The sequence below is a fragment of the Rhizobium etli 8C-3 genome (genome assembly GCF_001908375.1).
In the GTDB taxonomy this organism is placed as follows: Bacteria; Pseudomonadota; Alphaproteobacteria; order Rhizobiales; family Rhizobiaceae; genus Rhizobium; species Rhizobium etli_B.
The window spans coordinates 3568913-3582855 of record NZ_CP017241.1; the positions used below are offsets into that span (position 1 = coordinate 3568913).

Consider the following 13943-nt stretch of genomic DNA (forward strand, 5'->3'; position numbering starts at 1 on the left):
GCAAGGCTCAGAGCCCGAGCATCCTGCGGTTCGCCGCTTGGTCCGTACCGCTGCCGGCGAAATCGTCGAAGGCCTTCTCGGTAACGCGGATGATGTGTGCCTTGACGAACTCAGCACCCTCCCGCGCACCGTCTTCGGGATGCTTCAGCGCGCATTCCCATTCGACAACGGCCCAGCCGTCGAAATTGTTGGCCGTCATTTTCGAGAAGACGGCGCCGAAATCCACCTGACCGTCGCCGAGCGAGCGGAAGCGGCCAGCGCGCTCGACCCAGCCCTGATAACCGCCATAGACGCCCTGGCGACCGGTCGGATTGAACTCCGCATCCTTGACGTGGAACATCTTGATGCGATCCTTGTAGATGTCGATGTTGTCGAGATAGTCGAGGCACTGCAGGACGTAATGCGAAGGATCGTAGAGCATGTTGGCGCGCGGATGGTTGCCGACCCGCTCGAGAAACATCTCGTAGGTGACGCCATCATGCAAATCCTCGCCGGGATGGATCTCATAGCAGACGTCGACGCCGCACGCCTCGGCATGGTCGAGGATCGGCTTCCAGCGGCGGGCAAGCTCGTCAAAGGCTGTTTCGACAAGACCGGCCGGACGCTGCGGCCACGGGTAAATGAAGGGCCAGGCAAGCGCACCTGAAAAGGTCGCATGTGCCTTGATGCCAAGGTGCTTGGAGGCCGTCAGCGCCATCTTCACCTGCTCCACCGCCCATTCCTGCCGGGCCTTCGCATTGCCGCGCACTTCCGGTGCGGCAAAGCCGTCGAAGGCTTCGTCATAGGCAGGGTGAACGGCAACCAGCTGGCCTTGCAGGTGGGTCGAAAGCTCGGTGATCTCGATACCGTTTTCACGCGCCTTGCCGGCGAATTCGTCGCAATAATCCTTGGAGCTGGCAGCCTTCTTCAGATCGATCAACTGACCGGCCCAGGTCGGGACTTGCACGCCCTTATAGCCGATATCAGCCGCCCATTTGGTGATCGCATCCCATGAATTGAAAGGCGCGGCATCTCCCGCAAACTGCCCGAGGAACAGGCCGGGCCCTTTGATCGTCTTCATGTCAGAATCCTCCCTGATGATCGATCGTAAACGTTTATGATAACTTCTGGCACGCATTTCGGCTGGGGCAAGGCGCCGCACGCCTTTGGGCAGATGCAGTTGAAATGCCGAAAGTCAAACCGAAGCGAGCTAATCATGCCTGTCTGGAGGCTGCAAGAGGTACGTGCCGCATTCTTGGCCGCAGCGCGTGTGCAAGCAGAGAAAATGCGCCCATCCTTGCGAATGGGCGCATTGCAGTTGGAACATCAGAATGGAGAATCGGGGAAGTAGAAGTCCTTGGCGTTATCCTTGGTGATGAGCGTCGCGTCGAGGATATAGGTGCCACGCACCGGAACCTGATCGTAGAAATTGGCTGCCGTCATTTCCATCGCCGTGCCGACCATCGCCGGAGGATAGAGAACGTCGACGGGGATCAGCTTGTCGCCGTCGATGACCTTCTTGACCATGTCCTTGGAGCCGGCGCCGGCGACGACATACTGGATGTCGGTACGCTTGGCCTGCTCGATGGCCTGCAGCACGCCGACGGCCATGTCGTCGTCCTGGCACCATACGACGTCGATTTTCTGGTACTTCGTCAGATAGTCCTGCATGACCTTGAAGGCGTCGTCGCGGTTCCAGTTGCCGTACTGGCGATCGAGAACCTTGACGTTCGAACCAGCGATGCCCTTGTCGAAGCCATCCTGGCGCTGCTGGTCGATCGGGATCGGCAGGCCGCGGATGACGACCACCTCTGCATCCGGCGTGTTTTCCTTGATATACTTGCCGGCGACTTCGCCGAGCGCCGGGTTGTTGCCGGCCACATAGAGATCGCGAACGGAATCATCGTTGTTGCTCGGGGCACGGTCGACGAGCGCCACGAACTTGCCGGCATCCTTGATTTCCTTGATGGCGTTGACGAGCGGATCCGGATCCGACGGCAGGATGACCAAGGCATCGATGCCTTGGGTCGCGAGATCCTGCACGGCGTTTGCCTGACTTGCAGCATCTGGCGAGGTCTTGACAATGACGTTCAGGCCCGGATGTTCGGCCATGAGCAGCTTTGCCACGCGCTCTGCGTGGAAGACGACGCCGGCCGTCCAGCCGTGGTCGGCTGCCGGAATGGAAACGCCGATCGTTACCTTCTTGTCCTGGGCATACGAGACGCCCGTGAGGACTGCCATGGCAACCACCAGCCCCAGAATTTTTCTTCGCATTTTTTCTCTCTCCCAAATAATGAAGGGCCTAGTCGATCGAGGACCGGGCGACCCATAGACCCGGCTATTCACGATTTACGCACCAGCGACCGCTGAACCAGCATGGCGATGATGATGATCGCCCCCTGGATGGCGCCGATCAGGTATTCGCTGATGAAATTCGAAAGCAGCATGATGTTGCCGACGAGTTCGAGAATGAAGGCGCCGCAAATCGTGCCCCAGACCCGGCCCGCGCCACCCTTGAGCGCCGTGCCGCCGACGACCACGGCGGTGATCGCCTGCAGTTCCCAAAGGATGCCCGTCGTCGCCGAGGTCGAGCCAAGCCGCGGCACGTAGAGAAGCACGGCGATGGCGACGCACAGGCCCTGGATGACGAAGGCGATCGTGCGTACGCGATTGACGGCGATACCGGAGTAACGCGCCACGTCGCTGCTGGAGCCGACCGCCACGACATGCCGCCCATAGCGGGTGCGGTAGAGGACGAAGGCTGCAACGCCGGTGACGGCAAGGATCACGGCGATCGGGACCGGCACGCCGAGGATGGAGCCGAAATAGGCCGGGCGGTAGAGTGCCTGCAGTTCGGGCTCGCGCAGCGTGATGGCGCCGCCCTGCGAAAGCCATGTGGTCAAGCCGCGGTAAACGCCCATGGTGCCGAGCGTGGCGATGAAGGGCTCGATCTTGCCGACGGTGGTGATGAGACCGTTTGCAAGGCCGCATGACGCGCCGATCACGACCGTGAGCACGATGGCAGTCGTCAGCATCAGCGCCGGATCGGCGATCGCGCCGGAATTCATGAACAGGATCATCAGGCTGGCGACGAAAGCGACCATCGAGCCCACGGAAAGGTCCAAGTCACCCGCCGATATCACGAAGGTCGCGCCCACAGCGATGATGGCAATGAAAGCGCTTCTCGTTGCAACATTGGCAAGGTTCGTGATGCCGATGAAATTCGGATTGACCAGCGCCCCGACAACGAGAAGCAATGCCAGTGCCGCAAAGGGCGCGACCGCCCGAAGATCGACATCGCGCCAGGATCGGCGCCGGCTTTCCTTTTGGCTGCTTTCCTCGCTTACACTCATGTTCAAATCCAACCTCCCGTCCCATTATCCCTGGGAATTCGCCGTCACGCCTCGACCGATCGTTTCGCCTGGTCAGGCTGCAATCTTTTTCTTCAGTCCCGCCGCGTAGCGCATGATTTCCTGTTCGGAGATCTCATCGCCCTCCAAAATGCCGACGATTCGCCCCTCGCGCATCACGGCGATACGCGTGCAAAGTCCGATCACCTCCGGCATCTCCGAAGACACCACGATGATCGAATGACCATCGCGGGCCAGTGCCGAAATGAAATGATAGATCTGCTGTTTGGTGCCGACGTCGATGCCGCGCGTCGGCTCGTCGATGATGATGATCTGCGGCTCGATCTCCATGACTTTCGCCAGCAGCAATTTCTGCTGGTTGCCGCCGGACATGCGGCCGGCAACGATATTGCCGTCCCTGACGCGGATGTCGAAGCGGCGGCGGGCCCTTGCCATCGCAGCGGCTTCGCTCGCAGCGCTCAGATAGCCAAACCGGCCATGCTTGTCCAAGGATTGCAGCGTTAGGTTGGCGATCATGCCGGAGTTGAGAAGCAGTCCCTTGGACTTACGGTCCTTGGTCATGTAGGCCAGGCCTGCGCGATTTGCGGCATGAACGTCGTGCGGAGGCACGGCCTGCCCGTTGACCGTGACCTCACCCGATGCGCGCGGGCGCAGACCGATGATGGCCTCCATAAGCTCGGTACGGCCGGATCCGATCAAGCCGGAAAAGCCGAGGATCTCGCCTCTGCGGACCTCGAAACTGGCATCACGGACATAGTGGGTCGATACGGAATGGACGCTGAGCACGACCTCTTCGTCGACATCGGGTTCGTTTTTGGCGGGATACAGGCTGGAGAGCTCCCGCCCGACCATCAATTGAGCAATGGATTCGCCGTCCAGGATGGCGGTGGGCGAGGTCTTCACCCATTGGCCGTCGCGCAGGACCGTCACCCGGTCGGTCAGTTCCATGACTTCGTCGAGCTTGTGGGAAACAAAGACGAAGCTCGTTCCCTGGTCGCGAAGCTTGCGCACCTGCTTGAAGAGGAAATTGATCTCCTCGCGCGAGAGCACGGCGGTCGGTTCGTCCATGAAGACGATCCGCGCATTGCGGCTGATCGCCTTGGCGATTTCCACCATCTGCTTGTCGGCGATCGACAGCGTGCTGATCTGCGCGTTCACGTCGACATGCGAGCCGAGGAGATCGAGGACGCGCCGCGCTTCGGCGCGCATATACTTGCGGTCGAGAACGCCGTAACGGGTGACTTCGCGGCCGAGAAACAGGCTTTCGGTCACGGTCAGGTGTTCGGCGAGATTGAATTCCTGGTGAATGATGACAATGCCGAGCGCCTCTGCGGCACCATTGGGCGGCAGCTTTACAGGCTTGCCGTCGAGCAGGATTTCGCCGGAGCTTGGCTCTTCGAAACCGGAAAGGATCTTGACGAGTGTGGATTTGCCGGCACCGTTTTCGCCCATCAGCGCGTGAATTTCGCCGGCGCGGAGATCGAAATTGACGCTGAAGAGCACCTGAACGCCGCTGAACGACTTGCTAATTCGCCTCGCGGACAGCAGCACCGCGCCTTCGACGGTCTCCGGATCCATTCTTCCCTCCCCTTACGGCTCCCGTCCGCTTTAGCGACTGTGTAAACCTTTACATTGGCGATGTAAAGGTTTACATCATTGCATAGATGAGAATTTTTCAGCGTCGCCTTTGACCTTCTGGGAAGTCTGTGTAGTGTCCCGGTCAAGACGAGACCCAAGGCAGAGCGCAGTGTCGAATTCCAGCCCCGCAACAATCGAAGACGTCGCCCGAATTGCCCAGGTTTCGATTGCAACGGTCTCCCGCGCGATCCATATGCCCGAGAAGGTCGCGAACTCGACACGCCTCAAGGTCAACCAGGCAATCGCCATCACCGGTTACACGACGAATGCGATGGCGCGCAGCCTGCGGCTCGGGCGCTCGAACATGATTCTCGTCGTCGCGCCCGACATCGGCGACCCGAATTTCTCCAACATCCTGGTCGGCTTGGAGAATGAAGCCCGCGCGCACGGCTACGGCATTCTCATCGGCCATACGCAGAATGATGCCCAACGCGGCCTCGAATATCTGAAGTTCCTGAATTCCAATCAGGCGGCCGGGCTGATCCTGTTCACCGGCATCCTGCCCTTCGGACACCAGACCATGACGGCGCGCCTGCCGCCCAGTGTCGGCGTCTTCGAGCCGGTCTTCAACGGCGGCATCCCCTATGTCGGCGTGGACGACATCGCAGGCGCCCGCAAGGCCGTCGACCTGCTGATTGCCGAGGGCCATCGAAATATTGCCTTCATTGGCGATTCGCGCACCCGCCTCGCCTATAGCCGGCGGCGCATGGGTTATGACGCCGGACTGGATGCCGCAGGCGTCAGTCCAGGCCTTCGAATTGTCTTCGAAGGCGACGGCACGATCGAAAGCGGCCGGCTGGCGGTCGAACAGCTTTTTATGCGCGATACGCTGCCAACGGCCTTCATGTGCGTCAATGACCAGACCGCCATCGGCGTGATGATCGGCCTTGGCGCGCGCGGCTACGATATTCCTCGGGATTTTTCCGTGACCGGCTTCGACGACGTGCCTCAAGCCGTCTTTATGTCACCCTCGCTGACGACGATCCGCCAGCCGCGCACCGCCATCGGCAAGCATGCCATGGCGCTGCTGCTCGAACTGCTGTCGGACCGTCAGCCCGCCGAGACGGAAATCCTGCTCAGACCCGACCTGGTGGTCCGCAACTCAGTCTCGGCGCCCTCGCGGAACTGGATCAGGAAGTAAGAAGGAGACGGCGGCAGCCGGTAACGAGAGCTGCCGCCGGTCCGCATTGCTCAAACGTATCGGTTGACGACGTTTTCCAGCAGTTCCTGCTTGCCCGATTTCGGCTGCGGGTTGATGTTGCGCGTTTCAACCCACTCTGCGATCTGCTCGAGCGAATATTCGCCGCGCAAGAGCTTCTGGCCTTCGGGGCCGTTCCAGCCGGCATAGCGATCCTCGAGCGGTTTGGAGAGTGCCTTATCCTCTATCATCCTGGCCGCCGCCTTAAGCCCGCGAGCGCAGCAGTCCATGCCGCCGATATGGCCGATCAGCAGGTCTTCCGGGTCGAGCGACTGACGCCGCAACTTCGAATCGAAGTTCGTGCCGCCGGTCTTGAAGCCGCCGCCTGCCAGGACGTGGTAATAGGCGAGCGCCATTTCCGGGACGTTGTTCGGGAACTGGTCGGTATCCCAGCCGGACTGGTAATCGTTACGGTTCATGTCGATCGAGCCGAAGATGCCGAGTGCGTTGGCAAGCGCCAGCTCGTGCTCGAAGGAATGGCCGGCAAGAATCGCGTGGCCCTGCTCGATATTGACCTTCACCTCATTTTCCAGGCCATTCCTCTTCAGGAAGCCGTAGACGGTCGCGACATCGTAGTCGTACTGATGCTTGGTGGGCTCCTGCGGCTTTGGCTCGATCAGGATCGTGCCCTTGAAGCCGATCTTGTGCTTGTATTCGACGACAAGGTTGAGGAAGCGGCCGAGCTGATCGAGCTCGCGCTTGAGGTCGGTGTTGAGCAGCGTCTCATAGCCTTCGCGGCCACCCCAAAGCACGTAGTTTTCGCCGCCGAGCTTGTGCGTCGCATCCATGCAGGTCTTCACCGTCGCAGCCGAAAATGCAAAGACATCCGGATCCGGATTGGTCGCGGCACCCGACATGAAGCGGCGGTTCGAGAACAGGTTCGCCGTGCCCCAAAGCAGCTTGACGCCGGTCGCAGCCTGCTTTTCGGCAAAGTAATCGACGATATCGTTGAGGTTCTTCGTGTTCTCGGCAAAGCTGTTGCCTTCCGGGCGAACATCGGCGTCATGGAAGCAATAAAAGGGTGCGCCGAGCAGCTGGAAGAATTCGAAGGCGACATCGGCCTTCAGCCTTGCTGCCTTCATCGTGTCTTCGAACCAGGGCCGCAGGAAGGTCTGGCCGCCGAAGGGATCGCCGCCTGGCCAGGTGAATGTGTGCCAGTAGGCAACCGCAAAGCGCAGGTGATCTTCCATACGCTTGCCCATGACAATTTCGTCGGGCTGGTAGTGGCGGAAGGCCAGCGGATTGGTGCTGTTGGGGCCTTCATATTTCACTTTCTGGATATCGCCGAAAAATCCGGTGCTCATGGTGTTGTCTCCTTGGGTTTCACTCTTGTTGTTTATGAAGGCACGCGCCCCTTAACCCCTGCCTTTGCCCACCGGAAAAAGGGGAACAGGGCGCCGCTGCAAGTACGGGCAGGCGGATGAGGGGTAGCCACCATCTCAATGCGCCAGCGATCTGATCGCCGGATAAAGCGCCCGGTAGCGCCTGTAGGCATCCTCATAGGCACCGCTCAAAGCCGCCACCGGCTCGATCGTATTTGCCGTCTTCGGCGGCGTGCAGACCGAAACCGGCTCGGCGCCCGTCGCCGCGATCAGCCCAAGCCGCGCCGCGCCGAAGGCGGCGCCGAAATCGCCGTCTGCGGGCAGATCAACCGGAATGTCGAGCGCCGTTGCGATTGCCGCCAGCCAGTAGCGCGAGCGCGAGCCGCCGCCGATGGCGGTGACGCGGGATATATCGGTACCTGCCGAACGCAGCGCTTCGAGGTTGTCGCGGATGGCGAACGACACGCCCTCGAGCACGGCCTGCGTCAGCACAACCCGACTGCTCTCATGCTCGAGGCCGATGAAGGCGCCACGGATGACGGCATCATTGTGCGGCGTGCGTTCGCCGGAAAGATAAGGAAGGAAGGTGACCCCAGAGGGTGCCTTTGGCGTCTCGCCGAGTTCGTTCGTGAGATCGGCAGCGGATTTGCCAGTAACGCTTGCATGCCAGTTCAAGGCATCGGTGGCCGAGAGGATGACACCCATCTGATGCCAGGTGTCGGGTAGGGCGTGGCAGAAGGCATGGACTGCACTGTCTGGCTTCGGCAGGTAGGCGGCATTCGCCGCGAAGAGAACGCCCGACGTGCCGAGCGAGACGAAGGCCGCGCCATCGCTGACGGTGCCCATGCCGCAGGCAGACGCTGCATTGTCGCCTGCCCCGCCGGCAACGACAGCATCGCCCGCAATGCCCCACTTGGCAGCGAGTTCGCCGCGCAGCTTTCCTGCCTGCGCCGTGCCTTCCACCAGCGCCGGCATCTGCTTTTCGTCGAGACCGGTCGCGGCGAGAAGCTCCGACGACCATTTGCGTTTGCCGGTATCGAGCCAGGACGTACCGGCAGAATCCGACATTTCGGAAATGTGCTCGCCTGTCAGCCAGAGCCGCAGGTAGTCCTTCGGCAGCAGCACCTTGGCGACCTTGGCGAAAATGCCCGGCTCATGCTTGGCGACCCAGGCGAGTTTCGGCGCGGTAAACCCGGGAAAGACGATGTTGCCCGTCAGCTTGCGGAATTTGGGATCGGCATCCAGCGCCGCCGCCTCGAGATAGGAACGCGTATCGTTCCAGAGAATACAAGGACGCAGCACCCTGTCGCCGGCATCGAGCAGTGTTGCGCCATGCATCTGGCCGGAAAGGCCGACACCCCTGACAGCCCCGAGCTCTTTCGGATGGTTCGCTTTCAGGCCCGCAACAGCCTCCTCGGTTGCGCGAATCCAATCCGACGGTTCCTGTTGCGACCAACCGGAATGCGGCCGCGAAACATCGAGCGAGCCATTCGCCGAGCCGATGATCTTCTGATCGCCGTCGATGAGCATCGCCTTGACGCCCGAGGTTCCGAGATCGAGACCCAGATACATGTCATTCTCCTTGCCCTTACGGCAGATTGTCCTTCAGGAATATGTCGAGCCGGATCCGCTCCTGCGCATCGATGACGGCAAGCCCGTCGGCTTTTGCTTTGAGAACGCGGATCGCACTGCGGACCTCGTGTCCGGCGTTCTGATTGAGGATCGCATCGATCGTGCCGTCGATGAGGGCAGCGCGCGTATGAACGGTCAATTCATGGGCAACGACTGTCAGCGGGCGGCTCGAGGCTCTCGCCTTCAGCGCCCTGACAAGACCACGATTGCCGGCGCCCAGGCTGTAGACGCCAATCACCCGCTCATGCTTGGACAAGACGTCGGCGACCAGCTTGTGCGCCAGTTCCGGATCGTCGCGGCCTTCGAGGACCGGCAGGATGGAGAGCTTCGGAAATTCCTGCGCCATCAGAGCGGCAAAACCTTGAAGGCGCTCGCGATGATCGCGCACCAGCATGGAGCCGGCAAGCACCGCAACCTCGCCCTTGGCATCGCCAAGAAAGCGTCCGAGAAGACGCGCTGCCGTTCTGCCGGCGGCGATATTGTCGACGCCCGCGTAATGATGCCGGCGCGAACCGGTGAGGTCTGAAACCAGCGTGACGACAGGAATGCCGTCGGACACCAGCTTGTCGACTGCAGCGACGACCTCAGGCGCGTCGGTGGCGACGAGCGCTATCCCGGCGGGACGTTCATCGGCGAGCTTTTCGAGCGCCGTAACCAGAGCGGCCGGATCGAAGGCGGCAACTTCCACCGTGCGAATACTCGTCCTTTCGGACGGAGAACGGATCATCGCTTCGCCGATCTCGGCGTGCAGCCCGTGCATGAATGAATTGTCCGAGGCAGGCAGGATGAAAACCAGCGGATAAATGCGGCCCTTGGCGAGGTTGGCGGCGGCAACGTCGCGCACATAGCCGATCTCGCGGATTGCCGTTTCCACTTTTTCGCGCGTGATGCGGCGCACACCGGGGCGCTGGTTCAGCACGCGGTCGACGGTGGCCAGGCTGACCCCGGCCGCAGCGGCGATATCATGAACTGTTGGCCTCATCGCTCCTCCTGATGAAACCATTATCGCCAAATCTGATGTACGTAAATCAAAAATTTCAATCGGCTGTCGAGCACGAAAAAAAGGCCGGCATATCCCAAGCCGGCTTTCGACCGCTCAGTGGCCTCCGCTGCCACCGCCGCCGCCCTGGGGCGCCGGTTTCTTGATCATCGCGACCCCGAGGATCATGGCCATGAAAAGAACGGTCAGGATCAGGAAAACGTCGCTGAAGGAGAGAATGATCGCCTGCTGGGTGGCAAGCCCGACCATCTGCTTGATGGCGGCCGAAGCACCGTCCAAGCCATAGGAGTTGAAGTTGGCAGTCAGGTTGTTCATCTGGTCGATGGCGGCCGGATTACCCCAATCCATGTTTTCCCGCAGCCGCTCGTAGTGCACGTCCTGGCGGTTGGAGAGAACGGTATTGATCACCGCAAGGCCGACTGCCCCGCCGAGATTACGAGTGAGGTTGAACAGACCTGAAGCACCACGGATACGTGAAGGCGGCATCGTGCCGAGCGCGATGTTGTTGATCGGCACCATGCACATCATCAGCCCGAACCCGCGCAGGACCTGCGGGATGAAGAGCTCGTAGAAATCCCAGTCGTCCGTCAGGTGGGTCATGACGAAGGTGCCGGCCGCAAAGCTGGTAAAGCCGATCACCATCATCAGGCGAAGGTCCATCTTCGTCGACAGCCGGCCGGCAATTGGCGCAGTGAAGAACATCGCAAGGCCGGAGACAAACATGGTCTCGCCGATCATCAGCGAATCGTAACCGCGGATGCGCCCCAGATAGACCGGATAGATATAGGTGAGGCCGTATAGCCCGATCCCCATGACGAACGAGAACACCGAACCGAAGGAGAAATTCCTGTTGGTAAAGGCCCTGAGGTCGACGACGGGGAAGTCCACGGTGAAAGCGCGATAGAAGAAGACGATCGCACCTGCCGCCGAAGCCACAGCACCGGCGACGATATAGCTGTCGTTGAACCAGTCGTTCGAATTGCCTTCCTCAAGCACATATTCCAGCGCACCGAGGAAAATGCCCATGGAGATGAGGCCCCACCAGTCGAACTTCTTCAGGAGCGACAGTTCCGGCTTGTCGAAATCGATGAAATTCCAGGTGATGGTGGCGACCAGGATACCGGGAATGACGTTGACGAGGAACAGCCAGTGCCACGAGAAGGCATGGCTGAGGTAACCGCCGACGGTCGGGCCGATGGTCGGCGCAAGGGTGGCGATCAGGCCGATGATAGGCGATACGATGCTGCGCTTCGACGGTGGGAAGATGGTGAAAGCGGCCGCGAAGACGGACGGAATCATACCGCCGCCGATGAAGCCCTGGATGGCGCGGTAAACGATCATCTGATCGATATTCGTTGCCGTTGCGCAGAGCACGCTCGACAGCGTGAAACCAGCAGCCGAAATAGCGAAAAGATAGCGTGTCGAGATGATGCGAGCCAGCGTTCCCGACAGCGGAATCATGATGACTTCCGCAATCAGGTATGACGTCTGCACCCAACCGATCTCGTCCGAGCCGGCAGAAAGGCCGGCCTGGATTTCCGCAAGCGATGCGGAGACGATCTGGATGTCGAGGATCGACATGAACATGCCGAGCACCATCGCAAAGAATGCGATGAGCTTGCGCGGGTCCATTCGCTCCTCGGAACCGGCGACCGCAATGGCGCCTGTTGTAGCGGTGGTAGCCATTGGCCTACTCCGGCTGGCTGATCACTTTGCTGCCTGCCCTGTAGCGGGCGCCGTGCGGGTATCGACATCGACGACGACGCTCAGGCCGGCGCGCAAGCGGCCGCTGTCAAGCGCATCTTGAGGCAGCGCAATTCGGACCGGGACGCGCTGGATGATCTTTGTGAAATTGCCCGTCGCATTTTCCGGCGGCAGTAGCGAGAAGACGGAGCCGGAGGCCGGCGAAATCGACTCGACGGTGCCGACGATTGGATGGTCGTCATAAGCATCGACGTGCACGTTGACCTTCGAGCCCGGAACCAGGTGCTGGATCTGCGTTTCCTTGAAGTTGGCGTCGATGAACAGCTGACGCACCGGAACGAGCGCCATCAGGCGCTGGCCGGGCGAAACGAGATCGCCTTCCTGAACGGAGCGGTTGCCGACGACGCCATCATACGGTGCCTTGAGGATCGTGAAGGACAGATCGCGGGCTGCCTTGTCCCGCTGAAGCTCGAGCGTTTGGACCGAACCTTCGGCTTCCCTGCGCTGCGCCTGGAGGATGGTGACGTTTGCTTCGGCCGACTTGATGTTGGCGTCGCCGCCGACAAGATTGGCCTTGGCCTGGTCGAGAGCAATATTGGCAGTGTCGAGATCGGCCGTAGTGCCGACCGACTTCGCCTGGAGGTCAGCCTGGCGCTTCTGTGTGATCTCGGCGCCACGGACTGCCGCCTCGAGAGCCACTTTGGAGGCCTGGGCCTGAGCAAGCGCTGCCTTGGCTCCTTCGATCTGCGCGTCGATGCGGCTCAGCGACAGCTTCTCCGTGGCGATCTGGGCCTCGGCCTGATCGAGGGCGTTTTGATAGTCGCCGTTGTCGAGCGTGGCGAGCACGTCCCCGGCCTTCACCTGCTGGTTGGCGACAACGTTCACCTTCGCGACATAGCCGGTGACCTTTGGCGAGATCGTTGCGATGTCGCCTTCGATATAGGCGTCGTCCGTCGAGACCATGAAACGGCCGTTCGTCCACCACTCGTAGCCGTATGATGCACCGCCGGCCAGAATAGCGAGCGCCACGACCGGTAGCACCAGGCTGCGGCGCTTCTTCTTTTCAGCTGGAGCGGTCTGCGTATCGGGAGCAGCCTGAGGGGCACGCGGAGCTTCGGCGCTCGCCGGTTCGGCAGGGACAACGGCGTCTGACACCGGCTCGTCTCTTGCGGAATCGCTGACGATGCGGGCGACATTCGTTTTCTGGTTAGACGACATGAGCAAAGACCGGTAAATCGAGTGACATTGATCGAACTGAACGGTTCGGTTCAGTTGACATAGGGCCTTTTAGAAGTCATATCAAGCTATATCGAACCAGGCGGTTCGATTTTATGAAAGAATGTTCGCACTGCGGACGTGGTTAAGGAGACAATGACAGAGACCTTCAAGGATACGGTCGAAGCCCCGGCCGCAAGCGGCAGATGGGCGGCAGGAGAGGATCCGGCAAAGCGCAGGCAGATTCTCGAAGGGGCGAAGCGTGTCTTCATGAAACTCGGCTTCGATGCCGCCAGCATGAACGACGTGACGCGCGAGGCTGGTGTCTCGAAAGGAACGCTTTACGTCTACTTCGCCAACAAGGAAGAGCTTTTTACCGCGATGATGGAGACCGAGCGCGCCGCCTTTGTCGCCAGCGTGCGTGCGGCCCTCAATGCCAATCCCGATCCGGACACGGCTCTTTATGATTTCGGCATGACCTTCGTCCGGCACACAACCGAAGAAAAGGTCATCAATGCCATACGCACCGTCATCGGAGTGCGCGACCGCATGCCGCACCTCTGTCAACGCTTCTTTACCGGCCCCGAAAACATCCGGACCGTTCTCACCGACTATCTGAAGACGCAGGTCGGCGCCGGGCATTTCGTGATCGAGGATGTCGAGCTTGCCGCTCGCCAGTTCCTGGAACTCTGCGGCGGAGGCTTCTTCAAGCTGCGCCTCCTGGGCGACATGGCAGGCCCTCCGAGCGAGGAGGAGATGAGCCGCATCATCCGCGGTGCGATCCGCGTCTTCCTTGCTGCATATGGCGTTAACCAGAACCGGCCGGCCTGAATGTTTTCGATTTCTTTCTGCGTGGCACCGGAATCCAGCAATAGCGATCAAAC

At 60.6% G+C, this 13943-nt stretch carries 11 protein-coding genes; 2 read left to right on the plus strand and 9 right to left on the minus strand.

The window, feature by feature from the left end; translation table 11 throughout:
- Window positions 1–7: 7 nt before the first annotated feature.
- The 4 genes from AM571_RS17730 to AM571_RS17745 all read right to left on the minus strand — a co-directional run bounded on the left by AM571_RS17730 (window position 8) and on the right by AM571_RS17745 (window position 4928).
- Window positions 8–1060, minus strand: coding sequence for a sugar phosphate isomerase/epimerase family protein (locus AM571_RS17730; RefSeq protein WP_074062532.1), 1053 nt, complete (start codon window positions 1058–1060; stop codon window positions 8–10).
- 245 nt (window positions 1061–1305) lie between these two features.
- Window positions 1306–2253 (minus strand): substrate-binding domain-containing protein, encoded by a 948-nt coding sequence (locus AM571_RS17735; protein ID WP_074062533.1) that lies wholly within the window; start codon window positions 2251–2253, stop codon window positions 1306–1308.
- 68 nt (window positions 2254–2321) lie between these two features.
- Window positions 2322–3332, minus strand: a complete 1011-nt coding sequence (locus AM571_RS17740) for an ABC transporter permease (protein WP_074062534.1) — start codon at window positions 3330–3332, stop codon at window positions 2322–2324.
- A 72-nt stretch (window positions 3333–3404) separates the two neighbouring features.
- Entirely contained in the window at window positions 3405–4928 is a 1524-nt protein-coding gene (locus AM571_RS17745; protein ID WP_074062535.1) for a sugar ABC transporter ATP-binding protein, read from the minus strand.
- Window positions 4929–5097: 169 nt separating this feature from the next.
- Between AM571_RS17745 and AM571_RS17750 the strand changes: the two genes are divergently transcribed.
- The gene (locus AM571_RS17750) at window positions 5098–6129 is read left to right on the plus strand and encodes a LacI family DNA-binding transcriptional regulator (protein WP_074062536.1); all 1032 of its coding nucleotides are present in this window, start codon (window positions 5098–5100) and stop codon (window positions 6127–6129) included.
- 50 nt (window positions 6130–6179) lie between these two features.
- On the opposite strand, the gene xylA is transcribed toward AM571_RS17750, so the two are convergent.
- The 5 genes from xylA to AM571_RS17775 all read right to left on the minus strand — a co-directional run bounded on the left by xylA (window position 6180) and on the right by AM571_RS17775 (window position 13062).
- The gene (xylA, locus tag AM571_RS17755) at window positions 6180–7490 is read right to left on the minus strand and encodes a xylose isomerase (RefSeq protein ID WP_074062537.1); all 1311 of its coding nucleotides are present in this window, start codon (window positions 7488–7490) and stop codon (window positions 6180–6182) included.
- A gap of 135 nt (window positions 7491–7625) precedes the next feature.
- Entirely contained in the window at window positions 7626–9080 is a 1455-nt protein-coding gene (xylB, locus tag AM571_RS17760; protein ID WP_074062538.1) for a xylulokinase, read from the minus strand.
- Window positions 9081–9096: 16 nt separating this feature from the next.
- Window positions 9097–10122 (minus strand): LacI family DNA-binding transcriptional regulator, encoded by a 1026-nt coding sequence (locus AM571_RS17765; RefSeq protein ID WP_074062539.1) that lies wholly within the window; start codon window positions 10120–10122, stop codon window positions 9097–9099.
- A 114-nt stretch (window positions 10123–10236) separates the two neighbouring features.
- A complete protein-coding gene (locus AM571_RS17770) occupies window positions 10237–11826 on the minus strand; it encodes a DHA2 family efflux MFS transporter permease subunit (protein ID WP_074062540.1) in 1590 nt (529 codons plus the stop codon).
- 21 nt (window positions 11827–11847) lie between these two features.
- Window positions 11848–13062, minus strand: a complete 1215-nt coding sequence (locus AM571_RS17775) for an HlyD family secretion protein (RefSeq protein ID WP_074062541.1) — start codon at window positions 13060–13062, stop codon at window positions 11848–11850.
- A gap of 153 nt (window positions 13063–13215) precedes the next feature.
- Between AM571_RS17775 and AM571_RS17780 the strand changes: the two genes are divergently transcribed.
- Window positions 13216–13890, plus strand: coding sequence for a TetR/AcrR family transcriptional regulator (locus AM571_RS17780; RefSeq protein WP_074062542.1), 675 nt, complete (start codon window positions 13216–13218; stop codon window positions 13888–13890).
- The last annotated feature ends 53 nt before the right edge of the window (window positions 13891–13943 follow it).

Excerpts from the sequence above, each read along its gene's own strand:
- AM571_RS17730 (WP_074062532.1), bottom strand. The coding sequence starts at position 1,060 with ATGAAGACGATCAAAGGGCCCGGCCTGTTCCTCGGGCAGTTTGCGGGA.
- AM571_RS17735 (WP_074062533.1), bottom strand. The coding sequence starts at position 2,253 with ATGCGAAGAAAAATTCTGGGGCTGGTGGTTGCCATGGCAGTCCTCACG.
- AM571_RS17740 (WP_074062534.1), bottom strand. The coding sequence starts at position 3,332 with ATGAGTGTAAGCGAGGAAAGCAGCCAAAAGGAAAGCCGGCGCCGATCC.
- AM571_RS17745 (WP_074062535.1), bottom strand. The coding sequence starts at position 4,928 with ATGGATCCGGAGACCGTCGAAGGCGCGGTGCTGCTGTCCGCGAGGCGA.
- xylA (WP_074062537.1), bottom strand. The coding sequence starts at position 7,490 with ATGAGCACCGGATTTTTCGGCGATATCCAGAAAGTGAAATATGAAGGC.
- xylB (WP_074062538.1), bottom strand. The coding sequence starts at position 9,080 with ATGTATCTGGGTCTCGATCTCGGAACCTCGGGCGTCAAGGCGATGCTC.
- AM571_RS17765 (WP_074062539.1), bottom strand. The coding sequence starts at position 10,122 with ATGAGGCCAACAGTTCATGATATCGCCGCTGCGGCCGGGGTCAGCCTG.
- AM571_RS17770 (WP_074062540.1), bottom strand. The coding sequence starts at position 11,826 with ATGGCTACCACCGCTACAACAGGCGCCATTGCGGTCGCCGGTTCCGAG.
- AM571_RS17775 (WP_074062541.1), bottom strand. The coding sequence starts at position 13,062 with ATGTCGTCTAACCAGAAAACGAATGTCGCCCGCATCGTCAGCGATTCC.
- AM571_RS17780 (WP_074062542.1), top strand. The coding sequence starts at position 13,216 with ATGACAGAGACCTTCAAGGATACGGTCGAAGCCCCGGCCGCAAGCGGC.